At 53.4% G+C, this 20,432-nt stretch carries 18 protein-coding genes; 10 read left to right on the top strand and 8 right to left on the bottom strand.

Annotated elements, in window-relative coordinates:
- Positions 1-14 precede the first annotated feature (14 nt).
- On the top strand, positions 15-959 hold the full coding sequence (locus RAL91_RS16095) for a DUF2232 domain-containing protein (RefSeq protein ID WP_306257275.1): 945 nt from the start codon (positions 15-17) through the stop codon (positions 957-959).
- A gap of 23 nt (positions 960-982) precedes the next feature.
- Positions 983-1,618, top strand: coding sequence for a 50S ribosomal protein L9 (gene rplI / locus RAL91_RS16100; protein WP_306257276.1), 636 nt, complete (start codon positions 983-985; stop codon positions 1,616-1,618).
- Between the two features lie 130 nt (positions 1,619-1,748).
- Here the strand turns inward: rplI and RAL91_RS16105 are convergent, their stop codons facing one another.
- The 7 genes from RAL91_RS16105 to RAL91_RS16135 all read right to left on the bottom strand — a co-directional run bounded on the left by RAL91_RS16105 (position 1,749) and on the right by RAL91_RS16135 (position 8,370).
- A complete protein-coding gene (locus RAL91_RS16105; protein WP_306257277.1) occupies positions 1,749-2,747 on the bottom strand; it encodes a Gfo/Idh/MocA family protein in 999 nt (332 codons plus the stop codon).
- Positions 2,744-3,631 carry a sugar phosphate isomerase/epimerase gene (locus RAL91_RS16110; RefSeq protein ID WP_306257278.1) on the bottom strand — a complete coding sequence of 296 codons (888 nt, stop codon included), beginning with the start codon at positions 3,629-3,631 and terminating at the stop codon, positions 2,744-2,746. Before RAL91_RS16110 ends, RAL91_RS16105 begins: the two co-directional genes overlap by 4 nt.
- A gap of 28 nt (positions 3,632-3,659) precedes the next feature.
- Positions 3,660-4,493: a carbohydrate ABC transporter permease gene (locus RAL91_RS16115; RefSeq protein ID WP_306257279.1), complete on the bottom strand. Its 834-nt coding sequence runs from the start codon at positions 4,491-4,493 to the stop codon at positions 3,660-3,662.
- Complete coding sequence (locus RAL91_RS16120; RefSeq protein WP_306257280.1) at positions 4,493-5,428, bottom strand: carbohydrate ABC transporter permease; 936 nt, start codon at positions 5,426-5,428, stop codon at positions 4,493-4,495. The genes RAL91_RS16115 and RAL91_RS16120 overlap by 1 nt, the downstream gene beginning before the upstream one ends.
- A 90-nt stretch (positions 5,429-5,518) precedes the next feature.
- Complete coding sequence (locus tag RAL91_RS16125) at positions 5,519-6,679, bottom strand: sugar ABC transporter substrate-binding protein (protein WP_306257281.1); 1,161 nt, start codon at positions 6,677-6,679, stop codon at positions 5,519-5,521.
- Positions 6,680-6,748: 69 nt separating this feature from the next.
- Positions 6,749-7,675 (bottom strand): alpha/beta hydrolase, encoded by a 927-nt coding sequence (locus RAL91_RS16130; RefSeq protein WP_306257282.1) that lies wholly within the window; start codon positions 7,673-7,675, stop codon positions 6,749-6,751.
- Complete coding sequence (locus tag RAL91_RS16135) at positions 7,672-8,370, bottom strand: GntR family transcriptional regulator (RefSeq protein ID WP_306257283.1); 699 nt, start codon at positions 8,368-8,370, stop codon at positions 7,672-7,674. Before RAL91_RS16135 ends, RAL91_RS16130 begins: the two co-directional genes overlap by 4 nt.
- A gap of 145 nt (positions 8,371-8,515) precedes the next feature.
- Between RAL91_RS16135 and RAL91_RS16140 the strand changes: the two genes are divergently transcribed.
- The 7 genes from RAL91_RS16140 to RAL91_RS16170 all read left to right on the top strand — a co-directional run bounded on the left by RAL91_RS16140 (position 8,516) and on the right by RAL91_RS16170 (position 16,923).
- Positions 8,516-9,595, top strand: a complete 1,080-nt coding sequence (locus RAL91_RS16140) for an ABC transporter ATP-binding protein (protein ID WP_306257284.1) — start codon at positions 8,516-8,518, stop codon at positions 9,593-9,595.
- A gap of 159 nt (positions 9,596-9,754) precedes the next feature.
- Positions 9,755-11,263 (top strand): replicative DNA helicase, encoded by a 1,509-nt coding sequence (locus RAL91_RS16145; protein ID WP_306257285.1) that lies wholly within the window; start codon positions 9,755-9,757, stop codon positions 11,261-11,263.
- Positions 11,256-12,413 carry an alanine racemase gene (gene alr / locus RAL91_RS16150; protein ID WP_306257286.1) on the top strand — a complete coding sequence of 386 codons (1,158 nt, stop codon included), beginning with the start codon at positions 11,256-11,258 and terminating at the stop codon, positions 12,411-12,413. The genes RAL91_RS16145 and alr overlap by 8 nt, the downstream gene beginning before the upstream one ends.
- Before the next feature lie 11 nt (positions 12,414-12,424).
- Complete coding sequence (radA, locus tag RAL91_RS16155) at positions 12,425-13,816, top strand: DNA repair protein RadA (protein ID WP_306257287.1); 1,392 nt, start codon at positions 12,425-12,427, stop codon at positions 13,814-13,816.
- A 97-nt stretch (positions 13,817-13,913) separates the two neighbouring features.
- Positions 13,914-14,693: a CvpA family protein gene (locus RAL91_RS16160; RefSeq protein ID WP_306257288.1), complete on the top strand. Its 780-nt coding sequence runs from the start codon at positions 13,914-13,916 to the stop codon at positions 14,691-14,693.
- 2 nt (positions 14,694-14,695) lie between these two features.
- Positions 14,696-16,138, top strand: coding sequence for an amidophosphoribosyltransferase (gene purF / locus RAL91_RS16165; protein ID WP_306257289.1), 1,443 nt, complete (start codon positions 14,696-14,698; stop codon positions 16,136-16,138).
- Positions 16,138-16,923, top strand: a complete 786-nt coding sequence (locus RAL91_RS16170) for an SDR family NAD(P)-dependent oxidoreductase (RefSeq protein ID WP_306257290.1) — start codon at positions 16,138-16,140, stop codon at positions 16,921-16,923. Before purF ends, RAL91_RS16170 begins: the two co-directional genes overlap by 1 nt.
- A 184-nt stretch (positions 16,924-17,107) precedes the next feature.
- On the opposite strand, the gene RAL91_RS16175 is transcribed toward RAL91_RS16170, so the two are convergent.
- Positions 17,108-19,837 (bottom strand): LuxR C-terminal-related transcriptional regulator, encoded by a 2,730-nt coding sequence (locus tag RAL91_RS16175; protein ID WP_306257291.1) that lies wholly within the window; start codon positions 19,835-19,837, stop codon positions 17,108-17,110.
- Positions 19,838-20,010: 173 nt separating this feature from the next.
- On the opposite strand from RAL91_RS16175, the gene RAL91_RS16180 reads away from it, so the two are divergent.
- Positions 20,011-20,424 (top strand): ester cyclase, encoded by a 414-nt coding sequence (locus RAL91_RS16180; protein WP_306257292.1) that lies wholly within the window; start codon positions 20,011-20,013, stop codon positions 20,422-20,424.
- The last annotated feature ends 8 nt before the right edge of the window (positions 20,425-20,432 follow it).

Here is a 20,432-nt window from a genome sequence, read left to right on the forward strand (position 1 = left end):
GCGGGACAGCAACGATGACACAGATTCTTCTGATCAGTATTGGTGCCGGACTGCTGTCTGCCTTGCTATTTGCAAGCATACTGACAGGGTCTCTGATCGCCATTGTGATGCAGATATTCGCGCAACTCCCCCTGCAAACGGCAAGCCTGACCTTTGGTCCCCGCGCCAGTTACCTGGCGGCATTCGCCGCAATTGTTGCACTTCTGTTTGTCTCCGGCTTACCCAGCCAGACCATATCATTTGCTCTTAATTTTGCAGCACCAGCTCTCATTGCCAGTTATCTTGCAGGCCTGAAAAATACGGACATTCCGGAAGACGATCTGGCAGCGTGGTTTCCGCTTGGACGCATCTTGGCGGTCATCGCCGGCACCTCATTCGTCGTCTTCGTTCTTTTGAGTTTCTATTCCGGCTTTACGCCAGACGAAGCGGTTACAGCCATTGAAACCCAGGCGTTGATCCTGTTGGAACCAACCATTGAAAGTGGCCAGATCACACTGGAAACGATCAATCAGCTGGCTGTTTTCTTTGTAGCCCTTTTTCCATTTGTTGCCGCTGCCGGGTTTGTTGTGGTCACAACATTGAATCTTGTGCTCGCCATTCGCATCGCGCGGCGTTACGGCACATTCAAACGCCCGCCAAGCAACATCCAGTCTCTGGAAATTCCACGCATCGTGCATTTCATCGCCCTGGCGTCTTTGGCCATGATATGGGTCAGTGAGGCGTCGCATCCATTCCTAACCGCCATAGCAGGCGCATCTTCTACGCTGGTGATTTTTGCTGGCTTTGCAGCTCTGCATGCCCTGACCAGTCGATTGTCGGCCCAGCGCATCATTCTGTTCGCCACTTATGGCAGCATCGTTCTTTTCACATTCCCGCTTTTGCTCATCCTGATCCTTGGCTGGATCGATGGGTTTCTAAACCTGCGCGGTCGTTCATCTGATCGCGCCTCAAATCAATAAGTTTCAAACGTAAGGAAAAACCAATGAATATCATTCTTCTGGAACGTATCGCCCGCCTCGGACAGGTCGGTGATGTTGTAAAAGTAAAAGACGGCTATGCCCGCAACTACTTGCTGCCAAATGGCAAAGCATTGCGCGCCACAGTTGCAAATAAGAAAGAATTTGAAAGCCGCCGTGTTGAAATTGAAGCACGCAATCTGGAAATGCAGTCTGACGCTCAGCAGGTTGCAGAGCGCCTGGATGGTCAGTCCGTTACCATGATCCGCCGCGCTGGTCAGACTGGCCAGCTTTACGGATCAGTTAACACCCGCGACATTGCAGCTGAACTCAAAGAGGCTGGCTTTAGCGTCCTGCGTTCACAAATTCAGTTGAATGATCCAATCAAGAAAATCGGCGTTCACGAAATCACTGTTGCTCTCTTTGCGGACGTAAATGCGTCTGTCTCTGTCAACGTTGCTCGGTCAGAAGATGAAGCCGAACGTCAGGCACAGGGCGAAGATGTATCTGTCGCTGGGGATGATTTTGAAGAAGAAGAAGAAGTTGTCATCGACGAAGATGCTCCAGACCTGGAAGAAGTCTTTGAAGAAGGCGCAGGCGAGATTGCTGATGACGCTGACGCCGATGCGGAAGAAGCTTCCGAAGAAGAAAAGAGCGACTGATCCATTCAGTCGTTCGCTCTATGCAAACACCCGGTCAGTGACCGGGTGTTTTCGTTTGTGCAATTGTCTTTGAACATGTTTGTTTATACGGAACACACGGGATCAAATTTCATCTCCCGGCAGGAATGATTCAAGCTTCAATAAGCGCAATCATGCGCTCAAGGCGCTCCATGGCCAGCAGGCCGTCTTCAATGGTCGGAACATTGCGGTTCTCGCCACGAACGGTCGCTGCAACATCCGCAATCAGCGCCTTGTATCCCTTGTGGTCCTCATTGGCAGCAGCTGTGAAATTTGGCGTCCAGCTCAACGTATCAGCTGCCGGATCAAGCGTGGCTGCCGGGTCATCGGCTTTGAAAGCCGGATCACGGTACAAGGCTACATTTATGATGTTGTCGATCTCCAGCCGCACATGGTCACCCATGATGCGCAGTTCCTCCATGGGAGTACCCCGCGACTGAACAGTCCCCATAACCACATTGCCGATCACACCATTGCGAGCGCTAAACCCGACATGGAACAGGATTTTGCCGGGCGACGGGCTGATCTTGCGTACGGTCATGTCATCAAAATCCTCCCCCATCAGCCAGGGGATGAGGTCCATATAGTGAACGCAATGATGCAGATAGAATCCGGAATAATCCGGTTCACCTACAAAATAGGTCGGCGCTGTCATATAGGCGCCGGTCATGCCCAGGATCTGGCCGAAATCACCTTTTTCCAGAATATTTTTGGCAATCCGGTTTCCGGTGGAATAGCGTTTCATGAAGCCCACAATGACCGGTTGCCCTGCCGAACGTGACGCTTCTGCGACAGCGCGCGCACCAGCAGCACTTGTTGCTGGTGGCTTTTCCATGAACACAGGCAAGTCGCGCTGCACGGCTGCGATTGATGCTTTTTCATGCAAATCCGGCCCCACAGCCATACCGATAAAATCCAGCCCGGGATGGGCGACAAGATCGCGATAGTCGGAATACAGAGCCGTGACCCCATATTCCCGGCCCACAGCGGACATGGCCGCGTCATCCTTGTCACAAAGCGCGGCAATCCGAATGTCGTTGATACCAAGCTGGGGCAATAACATTTGCCGGGCATGGCGTCCGCAGCCGATCCAGCCGATATTCAAAGTCATTGATTTACCTCCGCAAGGGCAAGCGCGGAGCGGATCACTCCGAGACCAGCCTTCAGTTTGGCACTTTCATCTTCATGCGGCGCACGCCAATGTGCAATCGGCAGCGCAACACGATCGTCATCGCGGCGAAACGGTTCCAGAGACACCGGACCGCGATAGCCAATTTGCGCCAAGGCGCGCATGATTGCTGTCCAGTCAAGATGCCCGGTGCCTGGATGCCCACGGTGGTTTTCATTGGCCTGGAAATGCACAAGGCGGCTGCCTGAGGCACGAATTGCATCGGGTATGGAGCGCTCTTCCATATTCATATGAAATGTGTCCAACATGATCCCGAGCCCCGCATCATCAACCTTATCGACAACTTCAATGGCCTGACGCGTGGTTGAAATAATGTCCGTCTCAAATCTGTTAAGCGGCTCAAGCCCGAACACCACGCCTGCGCTGCGGGCAAGTGGTGCAACCTTCGCCAGCCCGTCCACCGTCCGCGCAGCACGCGCCGCGATTTCATCATCTGTGCGCGGTACGGGTGGCCTGCCGGCAAAAACCATAGGTTCACCATAAAGCGGGCCGCCAACGATAGTGGTGCCAAGCTGGTCAGCGACTTGCACACAGTGTTTGAGATAGTCCAGTCCACCCTGTCGCGCATCCGGTTCATCCGAGGCGATGGAACGTTGCGCATTTACTCTTGCCGCCAGAACAAGGCTGATCCCGCAATCATGGGCTTTTTTGCGGGCCACACTCAGATCAATTTCATCTTCTGGTTCGGGAACCAAAAGCTCCATGAAGTCAAAACCGAGCTTTGCTGCATAGTCAAAATAATGCAGGTCAGCACCGGTAAACGGGCGTATGAACTGCATTGAGATGATGCCGATTGGATTGTCCAAAAGCGTTTTCCTTTGTGGCATGGCAGGTTCAGCCTTTGACAGCACCCTGGGTCAGACCCGATATCAGGCGTTTTTGCACCAACAGAAACAGAACCGTGGCCGGCATTGCGCCCACAATGCCGCCTGCTGTCAAAAGGCCCCATTGAATTTCATACTCACCGATAAGGGTCTGAACCGCGACCGTGATCGGGCGAACATTTCTGCCACCCAGTGTCAGTGCGTAGAGATATTCATTCCAGGATGTGATGAAAATATAGATGGCAGTCGCAATTATGCCGGGGACACACAACGGAAGCACAACACGGCGCAAAGCTCCCATTCGGGTGCAGCCATCTGTCATGGCGGCTTCGTCGAGGGATCTGGGTATTCCGTTCATGTAACTGATCATCATCCATACTGAAAACGGTATTGCGATTGTTGAATTGGCAATGATCAGCGCAAGATGCGTGTCCAACAGGCCCAAAACCCGCATAAGCACAAACAGCGGCAGGATGAGCAGAACCAGCGGGAACATATTGATGAGCAGGAATTGCAGCATCAGGACACGTTTGCCCTTGAAAGAAAACCGCGAAAACGAATAGGCAGCAGTCACACTCAGAGACAGGCCCACCACCACGGTTCCGCTGGCAACAATAAAACTGTCGAGCAAATTATCGCCAAAACCCACAGTTTTGAAAAGCCGTGTGTAATTGTCGATGGTCGCACCGATGATGGATGGGCCTTCTGTAAAGAGACGGCTCTCATCGGTCACCGATGTAATGAACATCCAGATATAAGGACCAAGCGCAAACGCGAGGATCAGGAGCATGGGCAGCTCCACAATCAGCAGTCGGCGTGAAGTGGGCATTTTACCGAGCGCCATTATTGAACAGCCTTTCCGGTCCGCCTGAGATAGATCAGAACAAGGCCCATGAGAAGGAAGGTGAACAGAACGGCAAGCGCTGAGCCGTAGCCGAAATCAAGATTGGTGCGCGCCTTGATGAAAGCATAAAGCGGCAAAGTGTAAGTGGAATATCCGGGGCCGCCGCCGGTCATGACAAAAATCACGTCAAACGAATTCGCGACCCAGATAGTGCGCAACAGGACGGCTGTCACCAGAACACCGGAAATGCCCGGCAAGGTAATGTGCCAGAATTGCCGCCAGGCACTCGCACCATCCAGCGAGGCTGCCTCATAGTAGCTTTTGGGAATGGATTGCAGTCCTGCCAAAATCATGACTGCAAAGAAGGGAAAGCCCTGCCATGTCAGTGTCAGAATGATGGCTCCAAGGGCCAGGTCCGGATCAGCAAGCCAGGGAACGGCCTGCTCGACCAAGCCAAGGCGGAGCATGAAATCGTTGAGCACGCCGTAATTACTGTCGTAAATCCAGACCCACATCAGAGCGATGACAACAGAGGGCAGCGCCCAGGGAATGATGATCAATGCACGTGCCAGCGCCCGCCAGCGAAACTCCTGATTCAAAAGCAGCGCTGTGCCGAGGCCAAGAAGCATCTGCCCCGGTATTGTGACCCCAATCCAGATGATTGTGTGCTTCAGGGATATCCAGAAAACCTCGTCTTGCAGTGCTGCAACGAAATTGTCGAAACCAATAAATTTAAATTCCTTGGGCCGAAACAGAACATATTCGTGCAGGCTCATCCAAGCGGTCTGCAGCATCGGCAGAAATACGATTGTCAACGTTACCAGAACGGCAGGCGACAGCATCGCATAAGGCAGGATGCGCTTGCCCAGCCTGCGGCGCGATGGCCCGCCGGCATCGTCAGCAGATTCCGGACCGTTGTGAGTTTGCATTGCCATCAGAAAACTTGTTTTGGAGGCTTCCGGTAGTGGGAGAGATGGAACGGGAATTGAGGCGGCAAATACGCCGCCCCAATCAATGCGTAACGCTTAGTTGCCGTAAAGCTTGGCAATTTCGGCGTTCATTTCAGCGGCAGTTATTTCGCCAGTCAGCGCGCGCTGCATTGCAACCGGCCAGACCGTATTCACAAAGTCTGACGTTTCGGTACGGTTTGGCAACAAATTGGCAAATGGGAGGGAGTCAATTGTTGCCTCGACAAACCGCTGAGGATGCAATGTCCAGCTTGCGCTGTCTGTTTTGGTAACAGGAAGCTGGCCTGTTGCCTCGTTGAACTTGGCATTGTTTCCAGCGGTCGACAGGAACGAAATCCATTTCCATGCGGCATCCTTGTCTTCAGCAGAGGACAGAACAGCCGTGCTTTCATCACCAAAAGCAGTCCAGCGCCCGCCGCCACATTCAGGAACCGTCGTGGCGGAAACCTTGTCGCCAAGAGCTTCAACCATTCCGTTTGCTGAACCGATATGGTGAATGGTCATGGCCGTTTTGCCAGCTTTGAAACCGCCGATGATTTCCTGAAAACCATCATTGGGTGCAGATGGCGGGAAGGAACCGTCTTCACGGAACATATCAACCACGAACTGGCTGCCGGCAATGGCCGCTTCAGATTCGATCCCGTCCGTCAGGCTGACACCATCCCGGCCCAGCGTCAGACTGGCCCAATGGTCGTGGCCACCCTTGCTTCCGCGAAGGCCAAATCCATATACATCAGTACGGCCATCTCCGTCTGTGTCACGCGTGAGCGCTTTGGCAGCCGCACGAAACTCATCGCAGGACTTGGGAACGTCCAGCCCAAGCTCGTTGAACATGTCCGGACGATAATAAAGATAGAGCACCACATACTGCACTGGCAGGTAATATGAGCTTCCATCCTGGGCACGGGTCAACTCAAACAGGTTTTCCTGCACATCAGACTTGTCCGCCCATGCCTCAATCCGGTCACCGATAGGTTCCAAAGCACCCATTTCGATCAGCCGGGGCTGAGCAAACATTTTCACCATCGCCGCATCGGGCGCATTGCCTCCGATGATGGATGTGTAGAGCGTATCGTAATAGCTGTTCCATGGAATGTTTTCAGCTTCGATGGTAATGCCCGGATTTTGAGATTCAAAGCTTTCAACAAGCTCGTTCATCGGATTGTCGGCATTGTCGAAATGATACCAGAAGCGGACGGTGCTTTCAGCTGTCGCCATGCTGGAGCTCATAGCTAGAACGCTCGCTGCCAGGCCAAGTTTTGCAATAATATTCAATGTCTTACCTCCCTATTTTGAATGCTCGTATTGAGCGGTTTGTTGTTTGAAAAATTCACCTGCCAAATTGAACGCACTCTGCGCCTCCGGCAATTCGGAACCCATTTGCATGAAGCCGTGCACGACCCCCTGGAACAGATCAAAACGATCATCACGTCCCAGCGTGCGCAACCGGTGGATCAATGCGTCGGTGTCACTGCGCAGCGGATCCAGTTCTGCAGCATTGAGATACAGTGGTGGCAGAGCACGCAGTTGCACATCGTCGGCGCAAAGTGGCGTTACACTGGGTAAATGCCGAACGTCCTCGGGCGCGTACCAATCCCAAAACCGCTGCATTTTGCCTCGGGTCAGACCCGGACCATTGGCAAACTCCCGGTAGGATGATGTTGTGAAATCAGCGCCATACACACCATAAAAGAGCAAGGCACATGAAGGCAGGTCACCACCCTCGTCCAGCAGTCGCAACATGCCTGCAAGAGCAAGGTTTGCCCCTGCACTATCGCCAGCTATGCCCCATCGGCGCTTGCGATCTCTGGCTTGCCAGATGTCCAGCAGATCCTCCAATGCACATGGATATGGGTGCTCCGGCGCAAGGCGGTATTCGAAAGTCAGAACGGGCGCGCGGGATTGTATGGCAAGTCTGCGTGCAGCCCCCTCATGGGTTGCGACCGAACAAAAAGCCCAGCCACCACCATGAACATGCAAAATGGCGTCGGTCCCGCAATCATCATGTGGAACAATGTAGCGCGCCAGCATATCGTCAATTATCACGGTCCGGGCTTCAGCCACATCTGGCAGGGCTTCATTCCAGCGCAGATTGGTAAGATTGGCCAGGGCACGTCCCGCATCAGATGGCAGCGTGGTCGGGTCAACCAGACCTTCATCTTCAACAATCAGCCGATCCAATATGGCCTTCATGGACGCGCTCGGCTCACTCATCCTGTAGCACCGTCGGTGAGATCAGGTCCGAAATCGACAATCGTCGATATGTGATGGCTCAAAACCTTCTGCAATGACGCCAGGTCCTGCGCTTCAAGCGCTGCCAGAATCGGAGCATGACGTTCTGCCGTTTCCTCCAACTCCCGACTGGTTTGTGAATTGAGAATTTTATAACGGTGATTATGGATCAGGCAGCGCAGCAGAATGGGTGTGACCACCGGTAAGTCCGCAACTGCAAAAAGGCGTGTGTGAAAAGCACGATCATGAACGGAGAGCAGATATTCATCACCGTCACGCGCCGCATTGCGCATTGCGTTCAGGTAATTATGCAAATCTGCGTGTAATTCCGGCCCGGCCCGCTCAAGAACACGTTCAAGATACTCGCATTCTATATCACGGCGAATGGCAATCAGCGCGCGGGCGTCGGCAGATCGACAGGCAGCGACATGGGTCCCCCGATGCGGCAACCGCTTCACAAGACCTTCTTCACTCAGTTGCATCAAAGCTTCGCGAATGGTGCCCTGGCTGCATTGAAACCGCTCGGCGATCTCAAGCTCCAGCAAAACCGCTTCCGGCTTCAACTCACCCAGCACAATCTCTTTTTGCAGGGCCACATAGACATTGTGGCTGCGGCGGCTTGACTGCCGAGGCAACAGATTGGTGATGGATGGCGCCGAAAAGCTCTCTACCGCCATTGGTGGCTATACTCCCAAATACTGCTTTTTAGCAGAAAACGCTTATCATTATTGATAATATCCCTATTATCGATATTAATAACATCGCGATTATCGATATTGCAAGATATAATTTGGTCGGCAGAAACCAAGCCAGGAGGACAATTTGGCGGACATCCAACTCGAAAAAATCGTCAAGAAATATGGTTCGATCTCGGCCGTGCATGGCGTAGACCTGCAGGTGAAGGACGGCGATTTTGTTGCTTTTGTCGGCCCATCGGGCTGTGGAAAGTCGACAATTCTAAGGATGATCGCAGGACTGGAAGATATAACCGGCGGAACGTTGCGGATTGGCGGACGCATTGTAAATGAGGTTGAACCGCGCGATCGCGATGTTGCGATGGTGTTTCAGGATTATGCTCTCTACCCTCACATGACGAATGCGGAAAATATCGGTTTCGGCCTAAAAATGCGGGGCTGGAAAAAGGCTGATATTGGACCGCGTGTGAAAAGCACTGCGAAAATGCTTCAAATCGAACAGCTTCTGGAGCGTAAGCCCGGCCAGTTATCGGGTGGACAGCGGCAACGTGTTGCCATGGGCCGCGCCATCATACGTGAACCATCAGTGTTCCTGTTTGACGAGCCCCTATCAAACCTTGATGCCAAGCTGCGCGTGGAGATGCGCACGCAAATCAAGCGACTGCATGCCATGTTGGGCACCACGACAATCTATGTGACACATGATCAGACCGAAGCCATGACGCTGGCAGACAGAGTTGTCGTCATGCGTGAGGGCTACATCGTGCAGGCTGGTCCCCCAATCGAGCTTTATGAAAAACCCAATTGCAGATTCGTCGGTGAATTTATCGGCTCGCCTCAAATGAATATTTTTGAAGGCACAGTGGACCGGTCAGGCAACACGCCGCAATTGCTGCTTGGCGAGGATGCAATTGAAATCGGAGACATAGCTGTCGCAGATGGAACACGGGTAGATGTGGGCATCCGCCCGGAACATTTGCTCTGGGCAACGCAGGAAACCGCTAAACTTAGTCCTGTCGTCGAAGTGTTTGAGCCGCTGGGTTCCGACACAATGGCAATTTGTCGCTTTTGTGGGCAGGACATGACAGCCCGGCTTGAACCGTCGATCCAGTTGCGGACCAATGAAATGATCCATCTCAGTTTCGACACCGAAAACCTTCATTTCTTTGATAGTGAGACTGGTCAAAGACTTGTAACAGACCCGTAAATTCATCCACACGCTTGCGACCGGCACCGGCTGAGACAACAAAGATCAGCTCAGTCAAATGTGCTTCGAAAAATGCGCATGTGTGTAACGGGGAAAAGCACACACTCCCTTCCGCTCTGGTTACGAAAAAGTTAAAACCCGTTGGAAGCGGAGAGCAGAATGAACACAACGGCACTTACAAGCATCGACACAACAGCCAATCAGCCCAAAGCGGCGGATGAAAACTATCGGCTGGCCCCGCATAATATCGAGGCTGAGCAAGCGTTGCTGGGTGCCATTTTGGTGAATAATGAGGCTTTCTATCGGGTGTCCGATTTTCTGGAGCCGGAGCATTTTTACGAGGGTCTGCACAGTCAGATTTACGAGACCGCCGCGCAACTGATTCGTGTGGGCAAGGTCGCAACGCCGATCACTTTGAAAACTTTTTTGCCCGCTGATGAGCAGGTCGGCGAAATTACGGTCAGTCAGTATCTGGTCCGCCTGGCCACACAAGCCACAACAATCATCAATGCGGTCGATTACGGGCGTTCAATCTATGATCTTGCCATTCGTCGATCCTTGATCGGTATCGGAGAAGATCTCGTCAATGTCGCGTTTGATTCCGCGGTTGACCACGCCCCCCGTGATCAGATTGAAGATGCTGAAAAGCGGCTCTACGAACTGGCAGAACAAGGCCGCTATGATGGCGGGTTTCACAGCTTTACCGATGCGCTGAAAGACGCCATCGACATGGCCAGCGCAGCCTATCAGCGTGATGGCCATCTGTCCGGCGTGGCGACGGGATTGAGGGATCTCGACAAGCAGATGGGCGGTCTGCAATCATCAGATCTGATTGTTTTGGCGGGACGTCCGGCCATGGGTAAGACTGCGCTGGCAACCAACATCGCGTTCAACATTGCCAAGGCCTATATGGGCGAAACCCAACCCGATGGCACCACAAAGGCGTTGAATGGCGGAATTGTTGGTTTCTTCTCGCTGGAAATGTCCTCCGAGCAATTGGCAACACGTATCATTGCGGAGCAATCCGGCGTGTCGTCCTCGGAAATTCGGCGCGGGTCAATCGACGAGCGGCAATTCAATGACATCGTGATTGCCAGTCAAGAAATGCAGAGCATTCCTTTCTACATCGATCACACCGGCGGCATTTCGATATCCCAGCTTACGGCGCGCGCACGGCGGCTGAAGCGCCAGCGCGGGCTGGATATGCTCATCATTGATTACCTGCAATTGCTGCAGGGGTCTGGCAAAAAATCTGACAACAGGGTGCAGGAACTGACCGAGATTACAACTGGGCTGAAAGCGCTGGCGAAGGAGTTGAATGTGCCCATCCTTGCGCTCTCGCAATTGTCGCGTCAGGTGGAAAACCGGGATGACAAGCGGCCAAAATTGTCTGATCTGCGTGAATCCGGCTCGATTGAGCAGGACGCTGATGTGGTGATGTTTGTGTATCGTGAGGAATATTATCTGCAACGCCAAATGCCCAAGGAAGGCACTGAAGAGTTTTTTAAATGGCAGGCAGAAATGGAAGATGTAGCTGGCGTTGCCGAGGTCATCATCGGCAAGCAGCGTCACGGCCCAACGGGATCGGTCAGACTGTTGTTTGAAGGCGAATTCACAAGGTTCAGCGATCTGGCGCAGGAAGACCGACTGCCGGATCAATATGAATAGCCTGTCAGAAAATGTCGATCTGGCCGGAGGACGATTGACCATCGACCTTGGCGCACTTGCTGATAATTGGCGGCTGCTGAACCAGCTGTCCGGCGCAAGCGAATGCAGCGCAGTCGTGAAAGCAGACGCTTACGGCATTGGCATCGAACAGGCTGTCCCAACGCTTTGGAAAGCTGGCTGCCGCACCTTCTTTGTTGCTTTGCCGGGCGAAGGGGTTCGGGTGCGCAAAGCAGCACCCGACGCAATCATCTATGTCTTGGCGGGTTATCTGCCACGGACGTTCGAAATTTACAGAGACCATGCCCTGCGTCCTGTCATAAATGATGAAATCAACGCTTGGATAGAAGCATCAGGCGAGAACAATTTTCCCTATGCCATTCAATTGGAAACAGGCATGAACCGGCTCGGAATGCCGATTTCAGATTTTGAAGCCTTGCGGAAATCAGGGTTGATTGCCTCTCATCAGCCAGACCTTGTCATCAGCCATCTGGCTTGTGCCGATACGCCGGACCATCCCCTGAATGAACAGCAGAGGGCTGAGTTTCAAAAGATCGTTGATCGTTACGCTTGCAAATACACCTCTCTGGCAAATTCCGCCGGAATTTTTCTCGGACCAGATTATCACAATGATCTGGTGCGCCCTGGCATCGCACTTTATGGCGGGGCGGCGGCTGATGAGCATTTGCAGAACAATCCGATGCGTCCGGTGATTTGTGTTGAAGCCCGCATCCTGCAGGTAAAATCAGTGTTGCCCGGTGCAAGCGTTGGCTATGGCGGTGTGGAAACAATACGCCCTTCTGATCGACCGGATGGAAGAGAACGGATTCTGGCAACACTCTCGGCAGGTTACTCAGACGGATATCTGCGCTCTGCAGGCAGCAGCGATAAACAGCCAGGTGCCTGTGCCGCCTGGCGCGGCGTTCGGGTGCCTTTGATCGGTCGTGTGTCCATGGATCTTGTAACCGTAGATATGACAGACCATCCTGACATTGATCAACTGATGGGCGACAAGTGGCAGGATGAATGGATTGAGCTGATTGGCCCAACGGTCCCGCTGGATGAAGTGGCTTGCAGTGCAGGAACAATCGGATATGAATTGCTGACCAGCCTTGGCACACGCTACCACCGCACCTACATCAACGATCTTTGACAGGAGCCTCCTTGGCCAAACAGAAACTACAATATGTCTGCCAGAATTGTGGTGCGGTAACGCCCCGTTGGGGCGGTAAATGCGAGGCATGTAATGCCTGGAACACCATTATTGAGGAGAACCCCGGAGCCGGGATTGGTGGGGCGTCCAAGCGGATGGTGGGAAAAGGCCGGGTCATGGAACTGGTCCCGCTTGAAGGAGAGACGCCGGAAGCTCCCCGCATCCTATGCGGCATTGCTGAACTCGACAGAGTTACCGGTGGCGGGTTTGTGCCCGGCTCCGCCCTTCTGGTTGGTGGTGATCCCGGCATTGGAAAATCAACAATTCTGCTGCAGGCGGCTGCGCTCATGGCAAAATTGGGCCGTCGGGTTGTCTATATTTCCGGCGAGGAAGCCATTGCCCAGGTCCGCATGCGCGCCCAGCGCCTTGGGCTGGCAGATGCGCCTGTCAGCCTGGCTGCTGAAACCAGTGTCGAAGATATTCTGACCACATTGGAGGCAGATGAGCCTCCGCATTTGGTTATTCTGGATTCCATCCAGACGCTCTGGACCTCGCAGGTTGATTCGGCACCTGGCACCGTCACTCAGGTCCGCACGGCAGCACAGGCGATGATTCGCTACGCGAAAAAAACCGGCACGACCATTATTCTTGTCGGCCACGTTACCAAGGACGGCCAGATTGCCGGTCCCCGTGTTGTTGAGCATATGGTGGACGCCGTGTTTTACTTCGAAGGTGAAGGCGGCCATCAATTTCGCATTATGCGTGCTGTCAAAAACCGCTTTGGGCCAACCGATGAAATCGGTGTGTTTGAAATGACCGGCGGTGGCTTGCGCGAAGTCTCCAATCCATCTGAGCTGTTTCTGGGAGAGCGCAAAGCCAACAATCCGGGCACAGCTGTTTTCGCTGGCATGGAAGGCACGCGACCGGTCCTTGTTGAAATACAGGCTCTGGTCGCCCCCTCCTCTCTTGGCACGCCAAGACGCGCGGTCGTTGGCTGGGATAACAGCCGCCTCGCTATGGTTATTGCGGTGTTGGAGACCCATTGCGGAGTAAAAATCGGCGCAAATGATGTTTATCTGAACATTGCGGGCGGCCTGCGAATAGCCGAACCGGCAGCAGATTTGGCAGTCGCCGCAGCGCTGGTCTCGTCACTCACCGGCGCACCTTTGCCTCAAAACAGTGTCTATTTTGGCGAAGTCAGCCTGTCAGGAGCCATCCGGTCAGTCACCCATACGCAGGCACGTTTGAAAGAAGCCGAGAAGCTGGGATTCACTCTGGCAACCGCGCCTGAGGCAACACAGGACAACTCGTCTGGGTTGAAGGAAATTACAATAAACTCAACCGCCGATCTGACTGGCATGGTGGCAAGAATAGCAGCCTCGGCACCGCAAAGAGAGGCTTGATGCATACATTGCTGGAAAACCCATGGAAACATTTGGCAATGCAGCATAATCAGGTTAAGAAGCAAATCGTCACTTAAGAAAGCCAGGAGCCTGCCCTATGTCCATTACAATTCTGGACGGAGTACTGCTGGGCGTAATGCTGATTTCCGCCTTTCTGGCGATGATGCGCGGATTTATCCGCGAGGTCTTCTCCATCGGAACGTGGATTGCCGCAGCAGCCGCAGCCCTGTTTTTCCATTCACTGCTCGTGCCCTATGTCGAACCTTATGTAGGCAATGATTTATTGTCGCAGGCCCTGTCGGCTGCAGCCGTGTTTTTCGTAACGCTGATCCTTGTTTCCTTCGTCACAATTCGGATTTCCGACTTCATTCTGGACAGCGGTGTTGGACCAATAGACAGAACTTTGGGCTTTATGTTTGGCGCGTTGCGCGGCCTGCTGATTGTGGTTGTGGCCATGATGCTTTTCAACGGCCTGGTGCAGCGCGAAAAACGCCCCGCCTGGGTTACCAATGCGCTGTCGCTTCCAATTCTTATGGAAATTGGTGGGCGTATTACCGCCGCGTTGCCCGAGGACCTGCAGTCAACAATTACCGAATTCTTTGGCAGTAGTTCTGAACCGGATAATACGGTCCTGCCAAATGATGATCCGGACTCATCTGTCCCGGCACCGAACTTGTCAGGCTCCGGTGCAAGCGTGCCACGCTCATCCTCACCTGATAATTCGACATCCGGAACGTCCGGTTCAACAACACCAGCAAACCCGACCATTCAGGACAGTGAAGAACTGCCTGCACTTCAGGACGACGATACGACAAGCATTCCTCAGGACGATACCAGAAACGTAGAACGTATCATCAACGCCAGCCCGGAAACCTGACCATGCTCCCGAACGACGACAAACTTCATGAAGAATGTGGCGTCTTCGGTGTCTTTGGCCATTCAGATGCGGGTGCTATCACAACACTGGGCCTTCACGCGCTGCAACATCGCGGTCAGGAAGCTGCAGGCATTGTATCGTTTGACGGGCATCAGTTTTACACCGAACGTCATATCGGTCTGGTCGGCGATAATTTTACCAAGCCAGCTGTTATCAAACGGCTTTCCGGTGACCGGGCAATCGGCCACAACCGCTATGCAACAACCGGCGGTGCTGGCCTTCGCAATGTTCAGCCCCTGTTCGCGGAATTTGCCGGGGGCGGTTTTGCCGTTGCCCATAATGGCAATCTGACAAACGCCCACACGCTGAAACGCGAGTTGCAGATGCGCGGCTCCATCTTTCAATCGACATCCGATACCGAAGTTATCATTCATCTGATTGCCACCAGCGAAAAAGGACCGCTGGTAGACCGCATTGTGGATTCCCTCAATCAGATTGAAGGCGCATATTCACTGGTTGCCCTTTCCCGCAAAAAGATGATCGGCTGCCGCGATCCGCTTGGCGTTCGCCCGTTGGTTTTGGGCGACCTTGATGGTGCGTATATTCTGGCCTCGGAAACCTGCGCACTGGATATTATCGGCGCGCGTTTCGTGCGCGAGATTGACCCTGGTGAGATGGTTGTCATTACCCATGACGGCATTGAAAGCCTGCGTCCATTTGACCCCCAGAAGTCCCGCTCCTGCATCTTTGAACATGTCTATTTTGCACGGCCCGACTCCATTATTCAGGGCACCAGCGTTTATGACGTGCGCAAATTGATCGGCAAGGAACTGGCCACAGAGTTTCCGGCCGACGCAGACATTGTGGTTCCGGTTCCTGATTCCGGCACCCCGGCCGCCATCGGCTATGCTGAACAAAGCGGACTGCCATTCGATCTTGGCATTATTCGCAATCACTATGTGGGACGGACCTTCATTCAGCCATCCGACTCCATTCGGCATATGGGTGTTAAACTGAAACACAACGCCAACAGTTCAGTGCTCAAAGGCCGCCGTGTTGTGCTGGTCGATGATTCCATTGTCAGAGGCACTACCTCCAGCAAGATCGTCCAGATGGTGCGCGATGCAGGTGCCTCGGAGGTGCATATGCGCATTGCAAGCCCGCCGACAAAAAGCCCCTGCTACTATGGGGTTGATACTCCGGAAAAATCAAAGCTGCTCGCATCCCGCATGTCCATCGCCGAAATGGCGGACTACATAAAAGTGGATTCACTGGCATTTCTCAGCCTTGACGGCCTCTATCGCGCCGTTGGCGAAGATGCCCGTAACAACAATCAGCCGCAATATTGTGATGCCTGCTTTACCAGCGACTATCCAACGCGCCTGACCGATAAGGAAAACGAGCGCGCCAGCAGTCAGATCGCGACACTGGTTGAGGCCAGCTGATGACATCTGGGAACGGGTCTGATCAAAGTTCAAACGTCGAGCGCACGCTTGAAGGACAAGTCATCGTCGTTACCGGCGCGTCCCGTGGCATCGGCTACTTCACGGCCCTGAAACTGGCCGAACGTGGCGCGCATATCGTTGCCGTCGCCCGTACCGTAGGTGGCCTTGAGGATTTGGATGACGCCATCAATGCCAAGGGCGGTTCAGCAACGCTGGTGCCGATGGACCTGAAGGATTTTGAGGCGATCGACCGCCTTGGCGGTGCCATTTACGAACGCTGGGGGAAACTGGACGGCCTTGTCGCTAATGGCGGCATTTTGGGCATTCTGTCCCCGCTGGGTCATATCAAACCCAGTGAATGGGAAAATGTGATGGCCATCAACGTAACGGCCAATTTCCGCCTCATAAGATCACTTGATCCACTGCTGCGTCACGCCGACGCCGCCCGTGTATTGTTCCTGTCATCAGGCGCTGCCTGGAAATGCAAACCCTATTGGGGCGTCTATTCCGTTTCAAAAGCTGCGGTTGAAGCCTTGGCCAAAACCTATGCTGGCGAAACACGCCAGACTTCCATGTCCGTCAACGCCATCAATCCAGGTGCCACGCGAACTGCCATGCGCGCCAAAGCCATGCCCGGCGAAGATCCAGACACATTGCCAACGCCGGCAGAAATTGCGGAAAAAATCGTAGCGACAATGCTTCCCGGATACAGCGAAACCGGGAAACTGATCGACATACAAGAAGACGCGGTTTTTGACCTCATTCCAGGCTACGGCCAGAGCTGATACAAACTTGTTAGAATATTGCACTGATGACTCAGGTCAACAATCTGGTTCAGGTCGGCATTATCAGCACAATCGATTTTCAAAGCAGTCCATTCTGTTTCACTGTTCCAAACGTGAACTTAACTCAGTTTGGGTTCAGGACTGCGATGATTTGCATAAGTTTTTCATTTCACAATGACGCTTCTCAATGACCCAATTCATCAAATTCTTCGGCTACCGCTTTTGTGGCCAGTTGAGTTCGCGAACTGACGTCCAATTTCTCGAAGATATGGGATAGATGGATTTTGACCGTCCCTCGGGCGATGAACATGCGTTCGGCAATTTTGGGATTAGTCAGCCCTTCGGTTGCAAGAGAAACCACGCGTCGCTCAGTTGGGGTCAGACTTGCCCAGCCTGTCAGCGGTCGGGCACGTTTGCCACGCATACGCGACATCAGTTCAATAGCCTCGTCCAGGCTGGCATTTACCATTGAGGCCCTGATGTTCTCATATTCATTTTTGCCCGTGGCTTGCCGCAGTTTTTCAACCAGCACCTTGTAATCCGCCATTTCCGCAGCACCGCGCACCAAACGCATTTTGGTGTGTTCATGATCAACAACGGCCAGCACCCGTGCGGCATCATCAAACTTTTCCTTTTCAAACTGGACTTCCGCGATAGATTCCAACGTGCGCAACTGACCCGGCTTCAACCCGGCTGCGATTTGTATTGCCAGCGCTTCATGCAGGTGCATCTCGGCTTCACCGATGTCGTTTCTGGCTAAAGCGAGCCGGCCACGGATAAAGTGCGACAGACCGTTGATCAGCGGGTTATTCAAGGACGCAGCTTGTTTTTCTGATGCATCCAGATGCTCTCCTGCTTCAGTGAATTGCTTCAAAGCGACATGAGCTGCCGCTGAGACCAGGGCCAACTGTTCAGACCAAACCGGGATCCCGGCATTACGCAAATCACCCACCTGAGTGCCGATCAAATTCAAGGCTGCTTCGGGATTTCCTGCAGCAATCTCAATTGAGCCAAGCAGGAACATCGCCTCGGGCACCGCCAGGAATGTCCCGGAAATCGTCGCCGAGGCCATCAGGTTCCGCAATTCCTCACGCGCAACGTCCACCTGTCCCAGATCTGCTTTCAAAGCGGAATTCCAGGCCATCGCGAAACCACCGGTCCCCGGGTCCCCAACGAAATCGCTGTTTTCTATTGAAAGCTGCAGCGCTTGTTCAGCTTCGTCAAAATCTCCGCTGTCACGAGCGAAATACCCGGTCAGTGCTTTTGCCCAGGCAAGCAGGTAACGACTTTCGAAGTACTCGCTGCAGGTAACAAGATCGGAAATAGCAGGTTTGGCACCATCCCGATCGTGTGAGAACATGAAAGCAGCCGTCATCATTTTCTTGCCATGGGATTCTGCCCAGTCATCGCCGATTTGTTGACCAATCGCGATGCACTTCAGCAGTGACTCGCGTGCCAGAACCGGCTGCGACACAGATTGCGCAAAGCCAATGATTTCCAACGCCCGGGCTTCGGTCCACTTATCGCCCAATTCTTGCGCAAGTTCCAAGGCCCGTTGCACTTTTGGAAACGCTAAATCCATGCGCCCTCCATAGGCGCAAACATGAGAAGCCCCCCATAAAGCACGAGCCAGCAGAACGTCAGGTGCTGGATCCTTTGCTATCGCGCGGTCAAACCATCTGATCCCATGTCGAAACTGACCCCGCAATTCATAAAAGGCACTGAGCGCCGTCAACAACCGTAGTAGATTTCCGGGGTCGGCCAAGCTGTCCGCATAGGTCAATGCACTTTCCAGATTATCGAATTCCGCCTGTATTTGCGACAGAAGTTCCGGCCCCTTACCAGAGACAAGTCGCGGAGCGTGCGATTCTGCGAAGTCAACAAAATGGCAAAGGTGCCGCGCATGTGCCGCGTCAAGCGCGCTGGCATCCTCCAGCTTTTGCAGCAGGAAGTGGCGAATTGACTCAAGAAACCGGTAACGTGGCTCTTCGCCCGACCGGTCGATCTGCAACATCGACATGTTAACCAATCGCTGAAGCAGGTCTAAAATAGTGCCCCCGCTTAAACTCTTATCAGTGCCAATTGACCGGGCAGCGGCAAGCGTGAAGCCCTGAAGCACGCATAACTGCTCTGCGAGCCTCTGTTCGTCCGGCTCCATAAGGTCGTAGCTCCATGCAATTGAAGCTCTCATCGATTTGTGATGGGTCATAGCGTCCCGTGGACCACCTGTAAGAAGCGCAAAACGTTCATCAAGACCGGATAAAATCTGGGACGGGTTCATAATGGAAAGTCGTGCCGACGCCAATTCGATGGCAAGCGGGATTCCGTCAAGCCGCTTTACAATTTCCTCAATCGTGCCTTCCATCGTCCTGTCCAACGAGAGACTTGAAGAAACCTGCCTGGCGCGTTCATGAAACAGCGTGATGCCATCTTCGATGCTCAGTGGTGAAACCTGGCAGACATATTCTCCACTGACGTGAAGCGGTTCACGACTGGTTGCCAGAATCTTCGTTTTCGGAGCTGATGTTAAAAGGACTTCGACAAAATCGGCGCAACCGTCAAGAACCTGCTCGCAATTGTCCAAAACAAGCAAAATTTCCTGGTTTACCAGATGACGAGCCAGGGTTTCCGCCAACGGCACTTGGGTTTCTTCCAGCACATTCAGCAATCGTGATACGGCTCCTGCAACCCCGGCGGGGTGAGATACACCCGCAAGATCGATGAACCAAACGCCGCGTTTGAAATTTTCAAGAACAGATCTCGCCACCTCTTTTGCAAGGCGGGTTTTGCCGGCGCCACCAGTTCCGGTCAAAGTTACAAGCCGGTGTTCCCCAAGCGTGGCGCGAAATTTGGATAACTCTTTGTCCCGCCCCAGAAGCGACGACAAGTCTAGCGGAAGATTTGTCTTTGGCATTTGTTGCTCCGTCCCCAATACTTCTGGCAGTGTATCCCCGAGTTAGGCTGGCAGGGATTTATTTTACCCGTATAGGCCACTTGGCAGATGTTCTGCTTTTCAGCGCTCGGTATCCTCACAATCACACGCAACGAATTGGGCTAGATCCCAACCTTACTGATGGAGACCTGCATATGACTATGGAAGCGACAGCAATGGAATTTTTTGATGCCTGCGAGAGTGGAAAAGGCTGGGACATTTGCCGACAGTGGTGCCATGAGGATGCAACTTTCGCCTGTCAGGCCGATGCACTGGCCGACACCACGACGATTGAGGACTACACCAATTGGATGACAGGATTGCTGACGCCGATCCCTGATGGGCGTTACGAACTCAAAGGGTTTGCTGCCGATGAAGGCCGCAACACTGTGCTGGCCTTTGCCGTATTTCATGGCACCCAGACGGGTGAAGGCGGACCTGTCCCACCAACCGGCAAGGCGCTGGCGGCTGACTACGTTTACTCGATGGAATTCGACGGCGGCAAACTCCGACACGTGACCAAGATCTGGAATGACGCGCAATCAATGCGGCAACTCGGCTGGGCATAAAAAGGCCC

It is taken from the genome of Pararhizobium sp. IMCC21322 (assembly GCF_030758295.1).
GTDB lineage: Bacteria > Pseudomonadota > Alphaproteobacteria > Rhizobiales.

Excerpts from the sequence above, each read along its gene's own strand:
- RAL91_RS16170 (WP_306257290.1), top strand. The coding sequence starts at position 16,138 with ATGACATCTGGGAACGGGTCTGATCAAAGTTCAAACGTCGAGCGCACG.
- RAL91_RS16130 (WP_306257282.1), bottom strand. The coding sequence starts at position 7,675 with ATGAGTGAGCCGAGCGCGTCCATGAAGGCCATATTGGATCGGCTGATT.
- RAL91_RS16145 (WP_306257285.1), top strand. The coding sequence starts at position 9,755 with ATGAACACAACGGCACTTACAAGCATCGACACAACAGCCAATCAGCCC.
- rplI (WP_306257276.1), top strand. The coding sequence starts at position 983 with ATGAATATCATTCTTCTGGAACGTATCGCCCGCCTCGGACAGGTCGGT.
- RAL91_RS16120 (WP_306257280.1), bottom strand. The coding sequence starts at position 5,428 with ATGGCAATGCAAACTCACAACGGTCCGGAATCTGCTGACGATGCCGGC.
- RAL91_RS16125 (WP_306257281.1), bottom strand. The coding sequence starts at position 6,679 with ATGGCGACAGCTGAAAGCACCGTCCGCTTCTGGTATCATTTCGACAAT.
- RAL91_RS16160 (WP_306257288.1), top strand. The coding sequence starts at position 13,914 with ATGTCCATTACAATTCTGGACGGAGTACTGCTGGGCGTAATGCTGATT.
- RAL91_RS16095 (WP_306257275.1), top strand. The coding sequence starts at position 15 with ATGACACAGATTCTTCTGATCAGTATTGGTGCCGGACTGCTGTCTGCC.
- alr (WP_306257286.1), top strand. The coding sequence starts at position 11,256 with ATGAATAGCCTGTCAGAAAATGTCGATCTGGCCGGAGGACGATTGACC.
- purF (WP_306257289.1), top strand. The coding sequence starts at position 14,696 with ATGCTCCCGAACGACGACAAACTTCATGAAGAATGTGGCGTCTTCGGT.
- RAL91_RS16180 (WP_306257292.1), top strand. The coding sequence starts at position 20,011 with ATGACTATGGAAGCGACAGCAATGGAATTTTTTGATGCCTGCGAGAGT.
- RAL91_RS16115 (WP_306257279.1), bottom strand. The coding sequence starts at position 4,493 with ATGGCGCTCGGTAAAATGCCCACTTCACGCCGACTGCTGATTGTGGAG.
- RAL91_RS16105 (WP_306257277.1), bottom strand. The coding sequence starts at position 2,747 with ATGACTTTGAATATCGGCTGGATCGGCTGCGGACGCCATGCCCGGCAA.
- RAL91_RS16175 (WP_306257291.1), bottom strand. The coding sequence starts at position 19,837 with ATGCCAAAGACAAATCTTCCGCTAGACTTGTCGTCGCTTCTGGGGCGG.
- RAL91_RS16135 (WP_306257283.1), bottom strand. The coding sequence starts at position 8,370 with ATGGCGGTAGAGAGCTTTTCGGCGCCATCCATCACCAATCTGTTGCCT.